Genomic DNA, 18,739 nt, shown 5'->3' with positions numbered 1-18,739 from the left:
GAATCGAGCGTCTGAATCGAGTCAGAAAGCGACTCGTTAGTGATGGACGTCACACTCGCTTCGTCTCACGATGTGGACGCTGCACAAGGTGCTCCACTCGCGATCTCTCGTCGGAGAATCCCCCGTGCGAGTGCGTCGAGTGGAGCAGGAATTGCACCATCCACAAGCCATCGGCCATGCACAGGCCATTCCATTTCCCCAGGTCGACCGATCAACGCCCCACAACGACGCGCCGATGCTGCAGCCATGACATACCAGAACCCCGCAGGTCATTCCGCAGGCTCCACCCCCACCCCCGCAGGCTCCACCCCCACCCCCGCAGGCTCCACCCCCACCACCTTGGGGGACCTCGTCGCCGGAGGGATTCACCCCAGCACCATCTCGCGTCGCTTCACGCGCGTCCTGCCGACGGTCCATATGCGCGGGGAGCCGTCGACGAGGGACCGTTGTCGGGCGATCACGCTGTGGCGACCCGACGCCGTCCTCAGTCATCGATCGGCCGCGTACCTGCGCGGCTGGACCACCGAACCGACAATGCTCGACGCCACCGTCCCCCGAACTGCGCGGCTGAGACCTCCGTCGTGGCTTCGGCTGCACCGTCGCGAGATGGACTCCACGCTCGTCGACGAGGTCGCAGCGCTGCCCTGCACCATCTCTGCGCAGACGATGCTCGACTGCCTGGCGCTACTCCCCCGCCCCGATGCCGAGTTGCTGATCGACGAGCGCATGAAGTTCGGAATGGACCCGGCTTCGCTGCTCTGCCTACTCGACCGATTCCCGGGTCGGCACGGGAACGTCGAGCTGGCTCGTCAGGTGCGGCTCGCGGTATCGAGATTTGCGTCGGAGCCCGAGCGCGCCCTGGGCCGCGCAGTGCATCGACTCGGCCTGCGCCTGGAGATGAACGCTGCAGTCGGTCCGTTCGTGTGTGATTTCGTCGACCGCCGCAGCCGAACGATCATCGAAGTCGACGGTCGCAAATTCCACAGTGCAGCAGCCGTATTCAGCAAGGATCGCCGACGACAGAACGCGCTGATCCTCGATGGTTGGTTGGTGCTGCGCTACTCGGCATTCGATGTGCTCACTGCACCCGATCGCGTTGCGGGCGAAATCGCGTCGGTTGTCAGGCGGCGCCGGGCATCGCGGCGATGACTGCACACAATGCTCCACTCGCTGGGCCGCACACGGGATTCATCGCGCCTGTCCCGGGAAGTGGAGCATCAGTTGCAGAGAAGCCTCAGATGCGAACGCCGGTGCGCTCGTTGCTGGAGGCCACTACTCGCGAGGTGACCGGCGCCCGGCGCGACGCAATGACCCCCAGCGCACCCATTGCAGCGATCACGAGTCCGCCGACGATGGCGAACAGGTCCGCGGCCAGCAATCCGGAGGGGAAGACCATCAGCGCGGGTGAGACGGCGAGCAACACACCGAGGCCGACGTGAGTCCAGTGACTCTGCCTGGACGCGGATCCGATGGCCCAGAGCGCCGACGATGCCGCAAGGATGCCGAGCACCAGGATGGCTCCGGTGACTTCTTGGTCGCCCTGGACGGGAAGCCAGACGGTGGAGGCGACCAGAACGGCTCCGGTGACGAAGACGACGACGTCCCTGACGATTTCCGATGTGCGCTGACGATTGGACATGACCGCTCCTCGAGGTGCGTGGTGAATAGCTCGTATATCGGTATACGCCTTTACTTCGGCTAATGTTCCCAACGGTCACCGAATCGTGACCCAGCAGCTAGTTGCGAACGGTGTTAAGGCAATTCTTCGCAGGCGTAGCCTGGCAACCGTGTCCAAGACTTTCGTCGGCGTTCGCCTTCGGCAGCTCCGCAGCGAACGCAGCATGAGCCAGGTATCTCTGGCGCAGAAGCTCGGTATCTCGGCCAGCTATCTCAACCAGATCGAGCACGACGTACGCCCGTTGACGGTTCCGGTACTGCTGCGGATCTCGGAGGTCTTCGGCGTCGACACCTCGTTCTTCTCCTCGGAGGACGACACCAGGTTGGTTGCCGAGTTGCGCGAAGTCGCACTCGATCAGGACATGGGCATCGATGCCGATCCGCACGAGATCGCGCAGATGGTCAGCTCGCACCCACAGCTGGCTCGGGCAATGGTCAATATGCATCGCCGATACCGCAATACGACGGCTCAGCTGTTGGCAGCGACCGAGGAACGATTCTCCGACGGCAGTGGCAGCGGCTCGATCAGCAAGCCGCACGAAGAGGTGCGCGACTACTTCTATCAACGACAGAACTATCTGCACGAATTGGATACCGCCGCAGAGGCATTGACGTCGAGAATTCGGTTCCATCGCGCCGATGTGGGCGGTGAGATCGCGAAGCGGTTGCGCACGGTGCACGACGTGCAGATCGTCAATCGCATCGACCTCGGTGAGAACGTGCTGCATCGGTTCGACCCGCAGACGCGGGTGTTGGAGATTTCTCCTCACCTCTCCGGCGGGCAGAAGGTGTTCAAGTTCGCCGCCGAGCTCGCGTATCTCGAATGCGGTGATCTGTTGAACAAGATGGCCGACGAGGGAAACTTCACGAGCGAGGCGTCGAAGAAACTGGCGGTGCTCGGGTTCGCCAACTATTTCGCGGCCGCGACGGTGTTGCCGTATCACCAGTTCCACGACGTCGCCGAGGATTTCCGATACGACATCGAGCGGCTGTCGGCCTTCTTCTCGGTGAGTTACGAGACCATCTGCCACCGACTCTCCACGCTGCAGCGCCCCGAGATGCGCGGTGTTCCGTTCTCGTTCGTCCGGGTCGATCGCGCCGGCAACATGTCGAAACGACAGTCCGCCACCGGCTTTCACTTCTCCTCCAGCGGCGGCACCTGCCCGCTGTGGAACGTGTACGAGACGTTCGCGTATCCCGGCAAGATCATGACGCAGATCGCCGAGATGCCCGACGGCCGAAACTACCTGTGGATCGCGCGGACGGTGGAACGCCGCGCCGCTCGATACGGTCAGCCCGGCAAGACTTTTGCCATCGGCCTCGGTTGCGAACTGCGCCATGCCGGACGGCTCGTCTATGCCGATGGATTGGACGTGCAGGGCTCGGCGGTCGCAACTCCAATCGGAGCGGGTTGCCGGGTCTGCGAACGCTCGAACTGCCCGCAGCGTGCGTTTCCGCCGCTGGGCAAGGATCTCGACATAGACGAGCACCGAAGCTCGGTGTCCCCGTACCTCGTTCGCTGAGTAGAAAGAGAATTCCCATGACCCGAATCGGCGTTGTACTCCGGCCCGAGATCGCCCCGGAGGCGCTGGTCGACGCGGCTCGCGCAGCCGATGCTGCGGGCGTCGACGAGGTCTGGCTGTGGGAAGACTGCTTCTTCTCCGGCGGGCTGTCCACTGCTGCACTGATTCTCGCGAGCACCGATCGCGTGAACGTCGGCATCGGGGTGTTGCCCACTCCGATGCGGAACGTGGCGTCGACGGCCATGGAGATCGCGACCGTCGCTCGGGTCCATCCGGGCCGGCTCCGCGTGGGACTCGGCCACGGCGTCCAGTCGTGGATGGGCCAGATCGGCGCACGAGTGCAGTCTCCGCTGACGTTGCTCGACGAGCAGATGACAGCCCTCACCGCTCTCCTCGCGGGCGAGAGCGTCACCACGCAGGGTCGGTACGTCTCGCTCGACAATGTGCAGCTCGATTGGCCTCCGCTGCAGGCACCTCCACTGCTCGTCGGGGCCACGGGCCCGAAAACCCTTGCTCTGAGCGGCCGCAGGAGTGTCGGCACCATTCTCACGAGCGAGACGGACCCGGATCAGCTGCGGACTGCCGTCGGGCATATCGCCGCGGGGCCGGGTCACGACATCGTCGTCTATGTCGCCGTCGGATCCGATTCCGATGCCGCCATGAGCAATCTGCAGCGCTGGATCGATGCGGGCGCGACAACTGTCGTACTGGAACCGACTGCAGAACAACCGGATCCGACCCCACTGTTCGCGCACGCCGCGTCCTTGACAAAGGAGTTCGGAGCCCAGTAACCAGCAGCCTCACCGAAAGGCTGACACTAGCGCTCCCGCAGATACCGTCCCGCGTCGGCGAATGCGCGTGCTCGACGCGTCAGCGTGGGTGGCGCAGCGGGTTCGCCTCGCCACAGGCGGTAGAGCGTGCTCATGCTGAGGATGAGTCGCTCGGGCGAATCCCAGTGCGCATAGTGCCCGAATTCGGGTGATTTGAGCAGGTTCAGGGCGGCCTCGGTGGAGCCGAGGCCCGCGTCGAAGCACGCTCGTCCGGCCTCGCCGACCCAGGTCCAGTAGCTGCGCACGGCGCGTATTTCGTCGGTGCCGCACAGGGGGCCGTGGCCGGGAACGTACACGTCGGCGTCGAGTTCGAGGAGGTGGTCGAGGGCGTCGATCCAGTTTTGCAGCGGGCCGTGCCACAGCACCGGGGTGGCGTCGATGAAGAGCAGGTCGCCCGCGAACACGACCCCCACGTCCGGGAGGTGAGCGATGAGATCGCCTTCGGTGTGCGCCGGACCGAGGTAGCGCAGGTGAACCAGTCGTCCTGCGACATCGATGGTTTCGGTGGTTTCGAAGGTGTGATCAGGCAGCCGGGGCAGCGCCGACGGAAACAGCGCATCGCCGCGAACACGGTCCATGTAGGAGCCCATCGCACCGATCGGTCCCGGCACCCAGCCGACCGCCTTGCCTAAGGACGCGAATGCGGCTACTCCCTTCGGCGGGGTCTCCTCCTTCATCGCGTGCAGCGACGCCGCACTGGTGGTGATGCGTGCGGAGGCGGGCACGCTGTCGTTTCCCCACCAGTGATCACCGTCCGAATGCGTGTTGAGGACCTCGGTGATCGGTGCGGCGGCAGCCAACTCGGCGGTGTCGGCGGCAACCCGCCCGGCCCAGTTCACGTCCCAGACGGTGTCGATCAGCATCGACGCCGAACCGGGTGCCACGACGAGCCCGGTGTTGGTCTGACCCCAACTTCCCGGTGGACGCATGAAGGCCCAGGTGTCGTCGGCGATCTGCTGGTATCCCACCTCGGTGTTTCGCACTGCCACAGGCTATCCGCTGAGCATCTCCTGCAGTCGACCATTCCACTGGCGCTCCGGAAAACATCGACCCAATACCTCCAGCATGATGGGAACAGCGGTGGAGGCGCCGGGCGATGCGCCGAGCACGGCGGCGATGGAGCCGTCCTGCGACGCGATCACCTCCGTGCCGAAACGCAATTGCCCGTTCACGACGATCTGGGCGCGCTGTCCGGCGGGGACCACGGACCAGTCCGACGGACCGGCATTCGGTACGAATTGGCGCAACGCAGCGATCTTCTTGGCTCGGGTGGCCGTCAATTCCGACAGCAGCAGACCTATCAACGGCGTGTTGTTGCCTGCCATCGACAGCAGTGACCCGATGTTGTGCCGGTCGATCGACGTCGGGAAGTCGAGCCACGATCCGTGTTTCAGAAACCGAGGATTCGCGCCGGCGTACGGTCCGAAGAGTATGGACCGCCGCCCGTCGACGATGCGGGTGTCGAGATGGGGCACCGACATCGGAGGCGCTCCGATGGGCGGAGTTCCATAGACCTTCGCGTCGTGTCTGTCGACCACCTCGGGCCGATCACAACGCAAGAACTGCCCGCTGATCGGTAGTAGTCCGTAACCGCGGGCCTCGGGAATCCCTGCTGTGCGCAACAGCTTCAGAGCCCAGCCACCGGCACCGACGAACACGAAGCGCGCGCGCTCGATCGATCGGCCACCGCGCACTCGCAGGGACCAGGATCCGTCCCGTTCCTGACTCATCCCGGTCACCTCCCGCCCGGTCTCCACGCGCGCACCACGTCCACTCATGTCCCCCAGCAACTGCCGCGTCAGTGCACCGAAGTCGACGTCGGTTCCGGTCGCATCTCGGGTGGCGGCCCAGTCGCCTGTTCGTCCCGCCGACACCAGCGGTGCCCACTCGTCCAGTACCGCAGCATCTTCGGTGTACTCCATGGCTCGAAACAGCGGATGCGCGGTCAACGCTCGATGCCTTGCCTGCAGCGATCGGACGTTCTCCGCCCCCTGCACCAGAGTCATGTGCGGCACCGAACGTACGAAGCTGGTGTCGGCCAGCGTCGACCAGAAGCGTCGCGTCACGGCGAACTGCTCGGCGATCGCGACGGCCCGGTCGATATCGACGGAGCCGTCGACTCTCTCCGTCGTGTAGTTGGTTTCGCACAGGCCGGCGTGGCCGGTCCCGGCATTGTTCCACCCGTCGGAGGCTTCCATCGCTACCTCGGGCAATCGTTCGAGGACCTTAATCGACCAGGTCGGCTCCACACGTTGCAGCAGCGTGCCGAGCGTCGCGCTCATCACCCCACCGCCGACGAGGATGACGTCATCCATCGTGCACCCCTCTCTCGTACTAAGTACAAGTCACGCCAACACCGACTCGTACGCCTGTATAGTTCTGCCGGTGCCTCGCTTGACCAGGACTGCCGTCGTCGACGCCGCGCTCGAAGTCGCGTACCGACGCGGACTCGACTCGCTCACCATCCGCAAGATCGCCACCGAACTCGGTGTCTCTCCCATGGCGATCTACTGGCATGTGAAGAACAAGGACGAACTGCTCGACGCCATGGGCGACCGCGTCTGCCAGGATCTCGAGATCACCGTCGATCCCACGGCGACGTGGTGGGAGCAACTGCGCACCGTGCTCGAGGACTTCATGCGCGCCTTGCGCGCACATCCCGGAGCAGCGACCATCGTCGTTCCACGAATGCTGTTCTCCCCCAACAGCAGAGCGGCGATGGAGCTCAGCCTGAAACTTCTCGGCGAGGCCGGCTTCTCCCTGTCCGACGCCACCCAGCTGGCCCGTCACGGCGTTCGAGTCGCCATTTCGTTGATCACGGAGCCGCTGTTCACGGGTGTCGAAGTCGAGCCGGAGCGTCGGGCACACGTCGAACACGAGGTGGCGAAAACGATGGACTCCCTCCATCCCGACGAGTTTCCCAATATCCTCGCCGCAGCCTCGCATCTGAGCGACGTCAGCGCGCGGACGGCGTTCGAGAAGCTCGGGCTGAACACCTACATCGCCGGTATCAGGGCCCTGGCCGAGGAGACTGACGTTTCGTCCTGATTACTCGCATCGTCGTGTACATCTTGTCGGGTGGCAAAGTCTCGTCCGCGGGTGCAGGCTTTGCAGAACCGAAATAGTCGACGCTAGGGGTTGTGATGACGGTGCCTGTCCTGCAGAACTACATCGACGGGGCATTCGTGACGCCCTCCGGTACCGAGATGCTCGATGTCGTCAGTCCGGTGGACGAGTCGGTGGTCGCTCGAGCGCCGATTTCCGATGCTGCCGATGTCGACGCCGCAATGTCGGCTGCCGCCAAAGCGTTCGAGACCTGGGGCAAGACGACTCCGAGTGAGCGGCAGAAGGTACTGCTGAAGCTCGCCGATGCCATCGAGGCCCACAGCGACGAGATCGTCGAGGCGCAGAGTCGCAACACCGGTCAGCCGAAGGCCACCATCGCCGCCGAGGAAGTCACCGTCGGAGCAGATCAGATTCGGTTCTTCGCCGGGGCTGCTCGGATGCTCGAAGGCAAGTCGGCCGGCGAGTACATGGACGGGTTCACCTCGTACGTACGCCGCGAGCCGATCGGCGTCGTGGGGCAGGTGACTCCATGGAACTACCCGTTCATGATGGCGATCTGGAAGATCGGGCCTGCCCTCGCGGCCGGCAACACCGTCGTTCTCAAGCCGAGCGACACCACCCCCGAGAGCACCCTGGTGCTGGCGAAATTGTCGAAGGGCATCGTCCCCGACGGCGTGCTGAACATCGTGCTCGGCAACGGCGGCACCGGCGCAGCCATCGTCGAACACAAGACGCCCGGCCTGGTCTCGATCACCGGTTCGGTGCGGGCAGGCATCGCCGTCGCCGTCGCCGCTGCCAAGCAGCTCAAGCGCGCGCACCTCGAACTGGGCGGCAAGGCACCGGCCATCGTGTTCGACGACGTCGACATCACCAAGGCCGCCGACGGCATCGCCGAGGCCGCGTTCTTCAACGCCGGCCAGGACTGCACGGCGGTCACTCGCGTGTTGGTACACGAGTCGGTACACGACTCGCTCGTCGACGCACTCGTCGCCAAGGCGAAGACACTGAAGGTCGGATTGCCCGACGACCCCGACACCTTCCTCGGCCCGTTGAACAACGTCAACCACTTCGGCCAGGTCAGCTCCAAGGTCGACGGTATCGGCGCGCACGCCACCATCGTCACCGGCGGAAAGCGCATCGGCGACAAGGGATTCTTCTACGAGCCCACGATCATCACGGGCGTGCAGCAAGCCGATCCCATCGTGCAGGAGGAGACGTTCGGCCCCGTGCTGACGGTGCAGAAATTCTCCGACGAGGCAGAGGCGATCGAGCTGGCCAACGACGTCGACTTCGGTCTCGCGTCGAGCGTCTGGACGTCCGATCATGCTCGCACGCTTCGCATTTCGGCGGCTCTGGACTTCGGTGCCGTCTGGGTCAACTGCCACATCCCGTTGGTGGCCGAGATGCCGCACGGCGGCTTCAAGTACTCCGGTTACGGCAAGGACCTCTCGGCCTACGGCGTGGACGATTACACCCGCATCAAGCACGTGATGAGCTCGACGGAGACCATCGCATGACATTCCATCCCCTGGACCCACTCTCGAGCGACGAATTCTCTACCGTCGCCGAGGTTCTGGGCCGGGAACACGGTGTCGGCGACGGGTGGCGATTCGCCTCGATCGAGATGATCGAACCGTCCAAGTCCGAGGTCGCCGCGTTCGATGCGGACGGTACCGTCCCCGCCCGTCGCGCAGTCTCGGTGGTGTTGAACCGCGCCGAGAACAGCACGTTCAAAGCCGTGGTGTCACTGGACAACAGGAGCACCGAATCCTGGACCCACATCCCGGACGTGCAGCCCAACTTCACCGTCGACGAGTGGGAAGAGGCCGACGCGGCGCTGCGTGCACACCCCGATGTGATTGCCGCGCTTGCCGATCGCGGGATCACCGATCTCGATCTGGTGTTCATGGACACCTGGACGTACGGCGAGGCGGTGACGCCCGAGAAGTACAAGGGTCGACGCCTGGGCTGGTCCGACACGTGGGTCAAAGCCGCAGAGGGTGCCAATCCGTACGCGGGGCCGGTGGGCGGCTTCCACTGCGTCATCGACGCCAACACGATGGAACTGCTCGAAATCGAGGACACCTACCGCGTCGAGCGGCCGGAGATCATGGGCGAGTATGTACCCCGCCATATTCCGGAGCGCATCCGTAACGCCAGCAGCCGTCCGCCGCTGAAGCCGCTCGAGATCACCCAGCCGGACGGCCCGTCGTTCGAGCTGGACGGCAACAAGCTGACGTGGCAGAACTGGTCGCTGCGTGTGGGGTTCAACTACCGCGAGGGCATGACGCTGCACGCGGTCACCTACGACGACAACGGGAACACGCGATCCGTCGCGAACCGAATGTCGTTCGCGGAGATGGTCGTTCCGTATCGTGACCACACCGAGGACCACTATCGGCGCACCGCATTCGACATCGGCGAGTGGGGCCTGGGCTTCATGACCACCTCGCTCGAGCTCGGCTGCGATTGCCTCGGTGAGATCCGGTACCTCGATGCCGTGCTGCACAACAGCAAAGGCGAGCCGTACACGATCACCAACGCGATCTGCATCCACGAGGAAGACAACGCGGTGCTGTGGAAGCACGTCGATCACGACGCCGGGGCAGAGGTGCGTCGGATGCGCCGTCTCACCGTCAGCTTCCACGCCACCGTCGCCAACTACGAGTATCTCGTCTACTGGTGCTTCTATCAGGACGGCAACATCGAGTGCGAGGTGCGCGCCACCGGCATCATGGTCGTCACCCACTTCGAGGAGGGCGGCACCCATCCGTCGGGCACGCTGATCGACAATCGCACGTATGCGCCGTACCACCAGCACTTCCTGGTCGCCCGGCTCGATCTGGACATCGACGGCACCGAGAACACCGTCTATTCCAGCCAGACCCAAATGGTTCCGATGGGTCCCGACAATCCGTACGGCCTGGCCCTGACGCAAGTGAACACCCCGCTCACCACCGAGTCCGAGGGCAAGCAGGATTACGACTGGAACACGCAGAAGGCATGGAAGGTGGTCAACGACAACGTCACCAACGGTCTCGGCACCCGGCCCGCGTACAAGTTGGTGCCCGGCTCGGCGATTCCGGCGATGTTCGATCCGGCGTCGCCGATCTTCCAGCGTTCCCAGGTGATCGGTCACACCGTATGGGTCACGCCCAATTCACCCGACGAGCGTTGGCCCAGTGGCGAGTTCGTCAATCAGAGTGGCGTCGACCATGGCCTCCCCGAGTGGACCGAGAAGAACCGTTCGATCGAGAACACCGATGTGGTGGTCTGGTACACCTTCGGCATCCATCACATCACCAGGCCCGAGGACTGGCCGGTGATGCCGTCCGACACCGTCTCGTTCTGGCTCAAGCCTTTCGGCTTCTTCGACCGCAACCCCTCGCTCGACGTCGCACCATCGGAGCCGAAGCACTGCCACACCGATCCCGGCAGCACCTGTCACTGACTGGCGCGACCTGACGGCAGCGAGGACCGACAACGAAGCGAAGCGGCGCGTAGCTCACCTGAGCTACGCGCCGCTTCGCTGTGTTGAAATGACCGGGCCTTGCGTCCCGCCTAGGAGCTGTGTCCGGCCTACGAACTACGTCGGACCTCGAACTGCTCGCCGACGACAGCAGTCTGCGATTCGGTGACGCAATCCAGGCGTCCGTCCAGACGCAGCGAGACGTTGTACTCACCCGGCTTGAGCGCGAACGTGGTGATGGAGATGCTTGTCGCGTTGTCTTCCACAACGACGCGTGGGCTCAGCGACAGCATGCCGTTGTGCAGGACCTCGCATACCTGACCCGGAAAAACGTTGTCCACATCGACGGTGATGGTTCTGGGGCCGCCCAGAACCTCGATCGTGGGAGTGCTCGACCCTACGAGTCTGAGGTAGCTCTTTTCTCTGCGCACGGTCTCGACTTCCCTGTTTGCATGCTCCACCGGAAGGTGGACGCCCGACACGGTCTCGTTGTTACTTCGTGGCGCGACGGAGGACGGATTGGTATTACACGTCGTCATCGCCGTCCACCCGAGCCTCCCTTTACATCGAACGTGCATCCGTCCGCGTTACCGAAACCGCCGCCGAACAGCACCCCTACAGCCGCAACACCGGGAAATCGCGATGTCATCGGTCAGAACATACCCTCCGGCCTGCAAATCTGCGAAACGGAGACGGTCCAACCGAAGCCTTTACGCATCCTTGCACCCTGTAACAGATCGTGCGACACATTCGAGACCCAATTCATTCGTCCGTATCGAAAGCCCGCTGCTCGGCCAGCTCCGCAGCATGCTCGGCCTTTCGCTGCCGGAGCTGATGCATCTTCACACCCACGACTACGGCAGCCAGGCCCACGGGTGCACCTATTGCGGCTCCGATCGCGACAGACCCGAGGTCACCGCCACCGTAATGAGCAAGCAGACGAATCATTGCGCCGCCGCCGGTGAGAAAAAGCAGCACGCCCGCCAATGCGATTCGAGCGCGCCGGAGTTCCTGCGAGGTGTACATGTCGATCCCCCGCGCGCGGGCGTATGCCAACACCACGTTCGCGACGGCCGTCAGAGCCACGAAGATTCCCAATGCCACCCAGGCCCCGGTGACACCCGCCGCGAAGGGCAGTACAGCGCCGACGATCATTCCGATCCACAGCAGGGATTGGAATCCGACGGCCGAGGCCTCATTCCAGATGTCGCGTTGTAGTTCGTCGGCGTAGAAGTCGTCGTCCAGGTCTCCCACGAAGCGGGCAGCTTTGGTGAATGCGCTCATGTTCGTTTCCCTTCGTCTTCGCCGAACAGTGTTTCGACTGTCGTGTCGAGTGCTCGGGCCAGTCGCAGTGCCAGGTACACGCTCGGTGCGTAGTCGCCGCCCTCGACGGAGACGATGCTCTGCCGGCTGACTCCACAGATGGTGCCGAGTTCGGCCTGCGTGATGCGTGCCTGTTTGCGATGCGCGCGAACGTTGTTGGATCCGGGCATGACAAGAAGTCAACTCTGCTTGTCATGAAATGTCAAGCAGTCTTGTCATTCGCTCGCCTTTACCTACTCGTAACGCGAGAAACAGACTCGTCACCGCAGAAAATACCAACGCAATAAGTTGCCTTTACTGTTCGCAATCGCGAATACATCTCCGTATACACACTTTCCGAAAGGGCCGTAGATGCCTGCTGTCTCGAAGCGCATGTCCGTCAAGCGCGTCATGGTCGTTCCCGCAGCACTGGCTGCATTGAGCCTGGTTGCCACTGCCTGCGGTAGCAAGGCGAGCGACACCACCACCGCCGAGGGCGGCGGAGGCTCGTCCACCTCGTGTGTGGACACCTCCGGTGACACCATCAAGGTCGGCTCGCTCAACTCCCTGTCCGGCACGATGGCGATCAGCGAAGTGACAGTGCGTGATTCGATCGCACTGGCCGTCGAGCAGATCAACGCGGCCGGTGGCGTCAACGGAAAGCAGATCGAGGTCGTCGCAGAGGACGGCGCATCCGAGCCGACCGTGTTCGCCGAGAAGGCCGAGAAACTCATCAGCAGCGACTGTGTCGCAGCAGTTTTCGGTGGCTGGACGTCATCGTCGCGCAAGGCGATGCTGCCGGTGTTCGAGGACAACGACGCACTCCTCTACTACCCCGTGCAGTACGAGGGCCTCGAGGCGTCGAAGAACATCTTCTACACCGGAGCCACCACCAACCAGCAGATCATCCCGGCCCTGGACTACCTGAAGGAGAAGGGCGTCAAGTCCCTCTACCTGGTGGGCAGCGACTACGTGTTCCCGCAGACCGCCAACCGCGAGATCAAGGCGTATGCGGCCGCCAACGGTATCGAGATAAAGGGCGAGGATTACACCCCGCTCGGTTCGACGGACTTCTCCACCATCGTCAACAAGGTGCGCTCCGCCGACGCCGATGCCGTGTTCAACACGCTCAACGGTGATTCCAACGTTGCATTCTTCCGTGAGTACACCAACGCCGGCCTGAAAGCTGCTGACATGCCGGTCATCTCGGTGTCCATCGCCGAGGAAGAGGTGGCGGGCATCGGAGCCGCGAACATCGCGGGCCAGCTGACTGCCTGGAACTACTACCAGACCGTCGACAGCCCGGAGAACACCAAGTTCGTCGCCGACTACAAGGCGAAGTACGGTGCCGACAAGCCCACCTCGGACCCCATGGAAGCCGCGTACACCTCGGTATACCTGTGGAAGAACACCGTCGAGAAGGCAAATTCGTTCGCGGTGGCCGACATTCAGGCCGCAGCCGACGGTGTCAGCTTCGCCGCTCCCGAGGGCGAGGTCGTCATCGACGGCGACAACCACCACATCTCCAAGACCGCCCGCATCGGTGAGATCCGGCCCGACGGCTTGATCTACACGGTGTGGGAGTCCCCCGAGGCCATCGCTCCCGACCCGTTCCTCGAGACCTACGACTGGGCCTCCGACCTCAACTGACCACCACCCATGTGAGTGGAACTTCGTAGCCTGCTACGAAGTTCCACTCACATGCTCCGAAGGAGCTCCCCCATGGACGTCGTGATCGGACAGTTGTTCACCGGCCTGTCGATCGGATCCATTCTCTTGCTCGCCGCCCTCGGGCTCTCACTGACGTTCGGTCAGATGGGCGTCATCAACATGGCACACGGCGAGTTCATCATGGCCGGCTCGTACACGGCTTACGTAGTGCAGCAGATCGTCTCGACCGGCGGCGCATCACTGTTCATCTCGCTCATCGTCGGCTTCCTCGTCGGCGGCGCAATGGGTGTGCTGCTCGAGGTGACGCTGATCCAGCGCATGTACCACCGTCCACTGGACACCCTGCTCGTCACGTTCGGCGTCGGGCTCATCCTGCAGCAGCTCGCTCGTGACATCTTCGGTGCCCCGGCGGTCAACGTCGTCTCGCCGGAATGGCTGAGCGGCGGCGTCGACATCCTCGGTGCCGTGGTGCCCAAGACCCGAATCTTCATTCTGGTGCTGGCGGTCGTCGCCGTTGTCGCACTGTCGATCGCGCTGAAGAAGACCGCCATGGGTCGACGCATCCGCGCGGTGGTGCAGAACCGCGATCTCGCGGAAACGTCGGGCATCTCGAGCCGCCGGACCGACATCTCGACGTTCTTCCTCGGCTCCGGTTTGGCGGGTGTCGCGGGCGTGGCACTGACTCTGATCGGATCCACGAGTTCCACTGTGGGACAGAGCTATCTGATCGACGCCTTCCTGGTGGTCGTCGTCGGTGGACTCGGCCAGATCAAGGGCGCGGTGATCGCCGCCTTCGCCCTCGGAATCCTCAACTCGTTCATCGAATACAGCACCACGGCCTCGATCGCCAAGGTCATCGTGTTCGTCCTCATCGTGATCTTCCTGCAGGCCCGCCCACAGGGCTTGTTCGCCGTCAAGACAAGGAGCCTGGTATGAGCGAGTTCATCGCCAAGCGCGGCGCTCTGCTGGGTTTCGCGCTCGCCGCAATCCTGTTGTTCGCTGTGGCTCCCGCCGTCCTCAGCGACTTCCGGTTGAATCTGCTGGGCAAGTTCATCTGCTACGCAATTGTGGCCGTCGGTATCGGATTGGCCTGGGGCCGAGGCGGAATGCTGACCCTCGGCCAGGGTGTCTTCTTCGGCATCGGTGCCTACATCATGGCCATGCATCTGAAGATTTCCGACGCCGATCTGCGGGGCGACGCGGTACCGGACTTCATGTCCATCGCCGGTATCCGTGAATTGCCCTCGTACTGGCTGCCGTTCACCTCGCCCATCACGACGATTCTGGGCATCCTGTTCGTGCCGGCACTGGTGGCGCTGGTGCTCGGCCTCGGCGTGTTCAAGCGTCGCGTCAAGGGCGCGTACTTCGCGATCCTCAGTCAGGCACTGGCCGCCGCCTTCGCGATCCTGCTCATCGGACAGCAGACCACCGGTGGATCCAACGGGCTCAACAGGTTCCGCACGTTCTTCGGGTTCAACCTCAACGACCCCGCCAACAAGCAGATGCTGTTCTTCATCGCTGCCGGCGTACTGCTCGTCGTCGTCGCCATCACGCGCCAGCTGATGTACTCGCGCTACGGCGAACTACTGGTCGCCGTCCGCGATCAGGAAGAGCGAGTGCGCTTCCTCGGCTACGACCCGGCGAACGTCAAGATCGTCGCGTACGTCGCCGCAGCGTTCTTCGCCGGTCTCGCCGGTGCGCTGTTCGTCCCGATCGTCGGCATCATCTCCCCCAACGACGTCGGCATCGTTCCGTCCATCGCGTTTCTCATCGGCGTCGCCATCGGCGGCCGCACCACCCTGCTCGGCCCGGTTCTCGGCGCGCTCGGAGTCGCGTGGGCGCAGACCACGCTGTCCGAGCAGTTCCCGTCCGGTTGGACGTATGCGCAGGGCCTGCTGTTCGTCGTGGTCGTCGGATTCTTCCCCGCCGGCATCGCCGGACTCTTCGCACTGCGCAAGCGAAAGAAGGAGCCCGAATCGGTCCCCGAGGCCAGCGCGGAACCAGAGAAAGAGCTCGCACGATGATCCATGTCGAAGGCCCGCAGCCCACGTTCGGCGGCAACGCCGGCATGTCCAGTCAGTACCTCGAAGTCCGTGATCTGACAGTCAGTTTCGACGGCTTCAAGGCCAACACCAACGTCGATCTGACGCTGATGCAGGGCGATCTTCGCTTCCTCATCGGCCCGAACGGAGCCGGCAAGACCACGCTGATCGACGCCATCACCGGTCTCGTTCCGGCCACCGGCTCGGTCACCAAGTCCGGAGTGGAACTGCTGGGCAAGAAGGTGCATCAGATCGCCCGGCTCGGTATCGGTCGAACCTTTCAGACGGCCAGCATCTTCGAGAATCTGACGGTATTGCAGAACCTGGATATCGCCGCCGGGTCCGGCCGGTCGGTACTGACGATGTTGCGCCGTCGGGCATCGGTTCTGCCGCAGATCGAGGAGGCCCTCGAGACGATCGGTCTGACGGCCCAGAGAGACAAGGCCGCAGGAATTCTGGCGCACGGCCAGAAGCAGTGGCTCGAGATCGGAATGTTGTTGGTGCAGAACGCCGATGTGCTTCTGCTAGACGAGCCGGTCGCCGGCATGAGCCACGAGGAACGTGAGGAGACGGGCCAGCTGCTGCAACGCATCGGCGGTGAACGGACCGTGGTGGTGGTGGAGCACGACATGGACTTCATGCGGATGTTCGCGACCTCGGTGACAGTACTGGCGGCCGGACGCGTTCTGGCCGAGGGCACCGTGGCCGAGGTGCAGGCCGATCCGAAGGTTCAGCAGGTCTACCTCGGCACCGCCGCGGCGGGCGAGGAACTCGAGCACATCGCAGAAGAGGGAGCCGATCATGCTTGAACTGGTCGACGTCAGAACAGGTTACGGCCGCAGCGAGGTCGTTCACGGTGCGTCGCTGACGGTTCCCGCCGACGGTGTCGCGGCGGTGATGGGCCACAACGGTGCGGGCAAGACGACGCTGCTGCGCGCGGCGGTCGGGCTGTTGAAAGTGAACTCGGGCAAGGTCATGTTCGACGGTGAGGACGTCAGTGCGTTGCGGCCCAGCGCCCGCGTCGCCCGCGGACTGGCCTACGTGCCACAGGGCCAGCAGTCGTTCGGTCAGTTGACGACAGCGGAGAACCTGCAGGTGGTGGCCGACGGGCGCAAGCGCGGCAAGGCACTGATCGACGAGGCACTCGACCTCTTTCCGGCGCTGAAGGAATTGCTGAATCGCAGAGCCGGCCTGCTGTCCGGCGGCCAGCGCCAACAGCTCGCCATCGCAAGAGCCTTGATCACCGAACCGCGGATGCTGATTCTCGACGAGCCGACCGAGGGCATTCAGCCGTCTGTCGTCGCCGAGATCGAGCGCACCGTCATCGAGCTCACCCGCCGCGGCGGTCTCGGAGTGCTGTTGGTGGAGCAGCACATCGGCTTCGCATTGGAATCTGCCCAGAAGTACTACATTCTCGAGGCCGGCCGGATCACGTCCACCGGTGTGGGCGGATCCGATTCCGAAGCCGACGTGCGCGCAGCCATGGCGATCTGACCGGGCTTATCGTGCCGCGCAAGGACCTTCGCGAGAAGGTCTATTCGTCACTGCGCCGGGATCTGATCTCCGGTGCGATCGGCTCCACGGAACGGCTCGGCGAGGAGCGTCTCGCCGAGCTGTACGGCGTCTCGCGCACTCCTGTGCGGGAGGCGCTGGCACGTCTGCAAGCCGACGGTCTGGTCGTGCGCGACGAGGCCGGTCTGCATCCCTATCGTCCCCGGCTCGGCGACCTACCGGATCTGTACGAACTGCGGTCGACTCTCGAGTCCCGCGGAATCACTCGCTCGACGCCGCAGTCCTTCGATCGGGCGGCCTTGTCGGCGTTGGCGGTGACGTGGGCCGGGTTGCGTGCGCACCCACCGGAGACCACCGACGACATGGTCGCCATGGACGAGCAGTTCCATGTCGCGTTGTCGGCCGCGTCGGGCAATGCGGCTCTGACCGAGGCCCTGTGCGCCGTCAACGCCAAGGTGCGGCCCGTGCGTATTCTCGGTGGTCTCGACGCCTCGGCCGTGGTCTCGGCGATCGATGAACATCTCGCGATCGTCGAGCACCTACTGGCCGGGCAGCTGGACACGGCGCTGGATACGCTTGTCGCACATATCGATTCGTCCCGCGACCGAGTGGTCGAGCGCGCCCGTCAGGCCGCGGCACTGGCCGGCGCGGTCCGAATCTGACGCGTCACTAGGCATCCGACAGAATACGATCGATGTCGTCGAGCACGGTCTGTCCGCCCATGGGCCCGACGCCGGTGATCCAGTACGACAGGTCCACCGCATGCGGATTGGGCAGTGTCGCAGCGTTGTCGGTGATCGACGACGGGATGGCGGCGGGGTCCGACGGGTTGTCGGCGGTGACGACGATTAGGTCCGCTGCCGCCTGAGCCGCGAGCTCGGGCGAGAGGTCGACCGAGATCTCGTCGGCCCATTCCGGCCGCGGCGGGGTGGTGAATCCGGCGCATTCGAGCGTGCTTCCGGCGAACGACGACGGCCCGTACAGGGTCAGCTCACCACTGCGCGGCCTGATCAGTTGCGCTGTCTTCCCGGCGGTGTCGTGCTCTTCGGCGATCTCGGCGCACCGGTCGTCGTATGCGGTGAGCAGTTCCTCTGCCTTCGCCTCCTTGCCGAGAACGCGCCCGACGAATCGGACACTGTCGCGCCACGGATCGGACTGGGAGGCGATGAACACCGTCGGCGCGATGGCGGAGAGTTGGTCGTAGTACTGCGCGTGCCGAGTCTCCGTCCCGAGAATGAGGTCGGGTTGCGCGGCCGCGATGTCCTCGATGGTCGGTTCGGCCACGGTGCCGACCGTGGCGATGCCGGCCGCTTCCGTACCGAGATAGGGCGGCACACCGGCGGTTTCGCTGAGCACCGCCGTGCCGACGGGCACGATGCCGAGCGCGACCGTGGTGTCGAGTTCCACCGGTTCCAGGGTGACGACCCGCAGAGGATTGTCGGGAACGTCGATCGAGCCTCGAACGGTCTCGACCGTTCGAGTCGCTTCGCCGGCGGACCCGTCGGCGGTATCGGCCGACGAGCATGCCGTCGCTCCTGCCGCCACCGCGAGCGCGGTGATGGCCAACGCTGTCAGACCGAGCTTGAACTGCACCACTTCGAGGGACCTCCGGGTAGAACAATGCGAGACACAAAAGAGGTTAGCCTA

General features: G+C 64.0%; 19 protein-coding genes. 12 read left to right on the top strand and 7 right to left on the bottom strand.

Annotation, left to right across the window (positions count from 1 at the left end):
• The first annotated feature begins 246 nt into the window (after positions 1-246).
• Positions 247-1,149 carry a DUF559 domain-containing protein gene (locus RFA01S_RS05785; protein WP_081371266.1) on the top strand — a complete coding sequence of 301 codons (903 nt, stop codon included), beginning with the start codon at positions 247-249 and terminating at the stop codon, positions 1,147-1,149.
• An 85-nt stretch (positions 1,150-1,234) separates the two neighbouring features.
• On the opposite strand, the gene RFA01S_RS05780 is transcribed toward RFA01S_RS05785, so the two are convergent.
• A complete protein-coding gene (locus RFA01S_RS05780; protein WP_032381228.1) occupies positions 1,235-1,639 on the bottom strand; it encodes an SPW repeat domain-containing protein in 405 nt (134 codons plus the stop codon).
• 148 nt (positions 1,640-1,787) lie between these two features.
• Here RFA01S_RS05780 and ramB point away from each other — a divergent pair, with 148 nt between their 5' ends.
• Both ramB and RFA01S_RS05770 read left to right on the top strand, forming a co-directional pair.
• Positions 1,788-3,200 (top strand): acetate metabolism transcriptional regulator RamB, encoded by a 1,413-nt coding sequence (gene ramB / locus RFA01S_RS05775; RefSeq protein ID WP_027498407.1) that lies wholly within the window; start codon positions 1,788-1,790, stop codon positions 3,198-3,200.
• Between the two features lie 17 nt (positions 3,201-3,217).
• The gene (locus tag RFA01S_RS05770) at positions 3,218-3,991 is read left to right on the top strand and encodes an LLM class flavin-dependent oxidoreductase (protein ID WP_032406490.1); all 774 of its coding nucleotides are present in this window, start codon (positions 3,218-3,220) and stop codon (positions 3,989-3,991) included.
• 26 nt (positions 3,992-4,017) lie between these two features.
• On the opposite strand, the gene RFA01S_RS05765 is transcribed toward RFA01S_RS05770, so the two are convergent.
• Positions 4,018-5,013, bottom strand: coding sequence for an MBL fold metallo-hydrolase (locus RFA01S_RS05765; RefSeq protein WP_238325056.1), 996 nt, complete (start codon positions 5,011-5,013; stop codon positions 4,018-4,020).
• A 9-nt stretch (positions 5,014-5,022) separates the two neighbouring features.
• Entirely contained in the window at positions 5,023-6,345 is a 1,323-nt protein-coding gene (gene mqo / locus RFA01S_RS05760; protein ID WP_052060513.1) for a malate dehydrogenase (quinone), read from the bottom strand.
• Positions 6,346-6,415: 70 nt separating this feature from the next.
• Between mqo and RFA01S_RS05755 the strand changes: the two genes are divergently transcribed.
• The 3 genes from RFA01S_RS05755 (at position 6,416) to RFA01S_RS05745 (ending at position 10,547) form a co-directional block, all read left to right on the top strand.
• Positions 6,416-7,078 (top strand): TetR family transcriptional regulator, encoded by a 663-nt coding sequence (locus RFA01S_RS05755; protein ID WP_052060514.1) that lies wholly within the window; start codon positions 6,416-6,418, stop codon positions 7,076-7,078.
• 95 nt (positions 7,079-7,173) lie between these two features.
• Positions 7,174-8,613 (top strand): gamma-aminobutyraldehyde dehydrogenase, encoded by a 1,440-nt coding sequence (locus RFA01S_RS05750; protein WP_032406492.1) that lies wholly within the window; start codon positions 7,174-7,176, stop codon positions 8,611-8,613.
• Positions 8,610-10,547, top strand: coding sequence for a primary-amine oxidase (locus tag RFA01S_RS05745; RefSeq protein WP_032406493.1), 1,938 nt, complete (start codon positions 8,610-8,612; stop codon positions 10,545-10,547). Before RFA01S_RS05750 ends, RFA01S_RS05745 begins: the two co-directional genes overlap by 4 nt.
• A 128-nt stretch (positions 10,548-10,675) precedes the next feature.
• On the opposite strand, the gene RFA01S_RS05740 is transcribed toward RFA01S_RS05745, so the two are convergent.
• The 3 genes from RFA01S_RS05740 to RFA01S_RS05730 all read right to left on the bottom strand — a co-directional run bounded on the left by RFA01S_RS05740 (position 10,676) and on the right by RFA01S_RS05730 (position 12,058).
• Positions 10,676-10,996: a hypothetical protein gene (locus RFA01S_RS05740; protein ID WP_162182872.1), complete on the bottom strand. Its 321-nt coding sequence runs from the start codon at positions 10,994-10,996 to the stop codon at positions 10,676-10,678.
• A 331-nt stretch (positions 10,997-11,327) separates the two neighbouring features.
• The gene (locus tag RFA01S_RS05735; RefSeq protein WP_032406495.1) at positions 11,328-11,849 is read right to left on the bottom strand and encodes a hypothetical protein; all 522 of its coding nucleotides are present in this window, start codon (positions 11,847-11,849) and stop codon (positions 11,328-11,330) included.
• Complete coding sequence (locus tag RFA01S_RS05730) at positions 11,846-12,058, bottom strand: helix-turn-helix transcriptional regulator (RefSeq protein WP_032406496.1); 213 nt, start codon at positions 12,056-12,058, stop codon at positions 11,846-11,848. Before RFA01S_RS05730 ends, RFA01S_RS05735 begins: the two co-directional genes overlap by 4 nt.
• Positions 12,059-12,239: 181 nt before the next feature.
• On the opposite strand from RFA01S_RS05730, the gene urtA reads away from it, so the two are divergent.
• From urtA to RFA01S_RS05700, 6 genes are all read left to right on the top strand, one after another.
• On the top strand, positions 12,240-13,517 hold the full coding sequence (gene urtA / locus RFA01S_RS05725; RefSeq protein WP_032369802.1) for an urea ABC transporter substrate-binding protein: 1,278 nt from the start codon (positions 12,240-12,242) through the stop codon (positions 13,515-13,517).
• A gap of 72 nt (positions 13,518-13,589) precedes the next feature.
• Positions 13,590-14,474: an urea ABC transporter permease subunit UrtB gene (urtB, locus tag RFA01S_RS05720; protein ID WP_027498414.1), complete on the top strand. Its 885-nt coding sequence runs from the start codon at positions 13,590-13,592 to the stop codon at positions 14,472-14,474.
• Complete coding sequence (gene urtC / locus RFA01S_RS05715) at positions 14,471-15,562, top strand: urea ABC transporter permease subunit UrtC (protein WP_027498415.1); 1,092 nt, start codon at positions 14,471-14,473, stop codon at positions 15,560-15,562. Before urtB ends, urtC begins: the two co-directional genes overlap by 4 nt.
• Entirely contained in the window at positions 15,559-16,389 is an 831-nt protein-coding gene (gene urtD / locus RFA01S_RS05710) for an urea ABC transporter ATP-binding protein UrtD (RefSeq protein WP_027498416.1), read from the top strand. The genes urtC and urtD overlap by 4 nt, the downstream gene beginning before the upstream one ends.
• Positions 16,382-17,074: an urea ABC transporter ATP-binding subunit UrtE gene (urtE, locus tag RFA01S_RS05705; RefSeq protein WP_032373723.1), complete on the top strand. Its 693-nt coding sequence runs from the start codon at positions 16,382-16,384 to the stop codon at positions 17,072-17,074. Before urtD ends, urtE begins: the two co-directional genes overlap by 8 nt.
• A gap of 11 nt (positions 17,075-17,085) precedes the next feature.
• The gene (locus RFA01S_RS05700; protein WP_032406497.1) at positions 17,086-17,754 is read left to right on the top strand and encodes a GntR family transcriptional regulator; all 669 of its coding nucleotides are present in this window, start codon (positions 17,086-17,088) and stop codon (positions 17,752-17,754) included.
• A 7-nt stretch (positions 17,755-17,761) separates the two neighbouring features.
• On the opposite strand, the gene RFA01S_RS05695 is transcribed toward RFA01S_RS05700, so the two are convergent.
• Positions 17,762-18,685, bottom strand: a complete 924-nt coding sequence (locus RFA01S_RS05695) for an ABC transporter substrate-binding protein (protein ID WP_371829093.1) — start codon at positions 18,683-18,685, stop codon at positions 17,762-17,764.
• Positions 18,686-18,739 lie beyond the last annotated feature (54 nt).

The organism is Rhodococcoides fascians NBRC 12155 = LMG 3623 (assembly GCF_001894785.1).
Classification (GTDB): domain Bacteria; phylum Actinomycetota; class Actinomycetes; order Mycobacteriales; family Mycobacteriaceae; genus Rhodococcoides; species Rhodococcoides fascians.
The sequence above is the reverse complement of the archived record's forward strand: the minus strand, read 5'-3'. Positions and strand labels throughout refer to the sequence as shown.

Bases quoted from the DNA above. Each gene is read 5' to 3' on its own strand.
- RFA01S_RS05785 (WP_081371266.1), top strand. From the start codon at position 247: ATGACATACCAGAACCCCGCAGGTCATTCCGCAGGCTCCACCCCCACC.
- RFA01S_RS05780 (WP_032381228.1), bottom strand. From the start codon at position 1,639: ATGTCCAATCGTCAGCGCACATCGGAAATCGTCAGGGACGTCGTCGTC.
- RFA01S_RS05770 (WP_032406490.1), top strand. From the start codon at position 3,218: ATGACCCGAATCGGCGTTGTACTCCGGCCCGAGATCGCCCCGGAGGCG.
- mqo (WP_052060513.1), bottom strand. From the start codon at position 6,345: ATGGATGACGTCATCCTCGTCGGCGGTGGGGTGATGAGCGCGACGCTC.
- RFA01S_RS05750 (WP_032406492.1), top strand. From the start codon at position 7,174: ATGACGGTGCCTGTCCTGCAGAACTACATCGACGGGGCATTCGTGACG.
- RFA01S_RS05745 (WP_032406493.1), top strand. From the start codon at position 8,610: ATGACATTCCATCCCCTGGACCCACTCTCGAGCGACGAATTCTCTACC.
- RFA01S_RS05735 (WP_032406495.1), bottom strand. From the start codon at position 11,849: ATGAGCGCATTCACCAAAGCTGCCCGCTTCGTGGGAGACCTGGACGAC.
- RFA01S_RS05730 (WP_032406496.1), bottom strand. From the start codon at position 12,058: ATGCCCGGATCCAACAACGTTCGCGCGCATCGCAAACAGGCACGCATC.
- urtA (WP_032369802.1), top strand. From the start codon at position 12,240: ATGCCTGCTGTCTCGAAGCGCATGTCCGTCAAGCGCGTCATGGTCGTT.
- urtB (WP_027498414.1), top strand. From the start codon at position 13,590: ATGGACGTCGTGATCGGACAGTTGTTCACCGGCCTGTCGATCGGATCC.
- urtC (WP_027498415.1), top strand. From the start codon at position 14,471: ATGAGCGAGTTCATCGCCAAGCGCGGCGCTCTGCTGGGTTTCGCGCTC.
- urtD (WP_027498416.1), top strand. From the start codon at position 15,559: ATGATCCATGTCGAAGGCCCGCAGCCCACGTTCGGCGGCAACGCCGGC.
- urtE (WP_032373723.1), top strand. From the start codon at position 16,382: ATGCTTGAACTGGTCGACGTCAGAACAGGTTACGGCCGCAGCGAGGTC.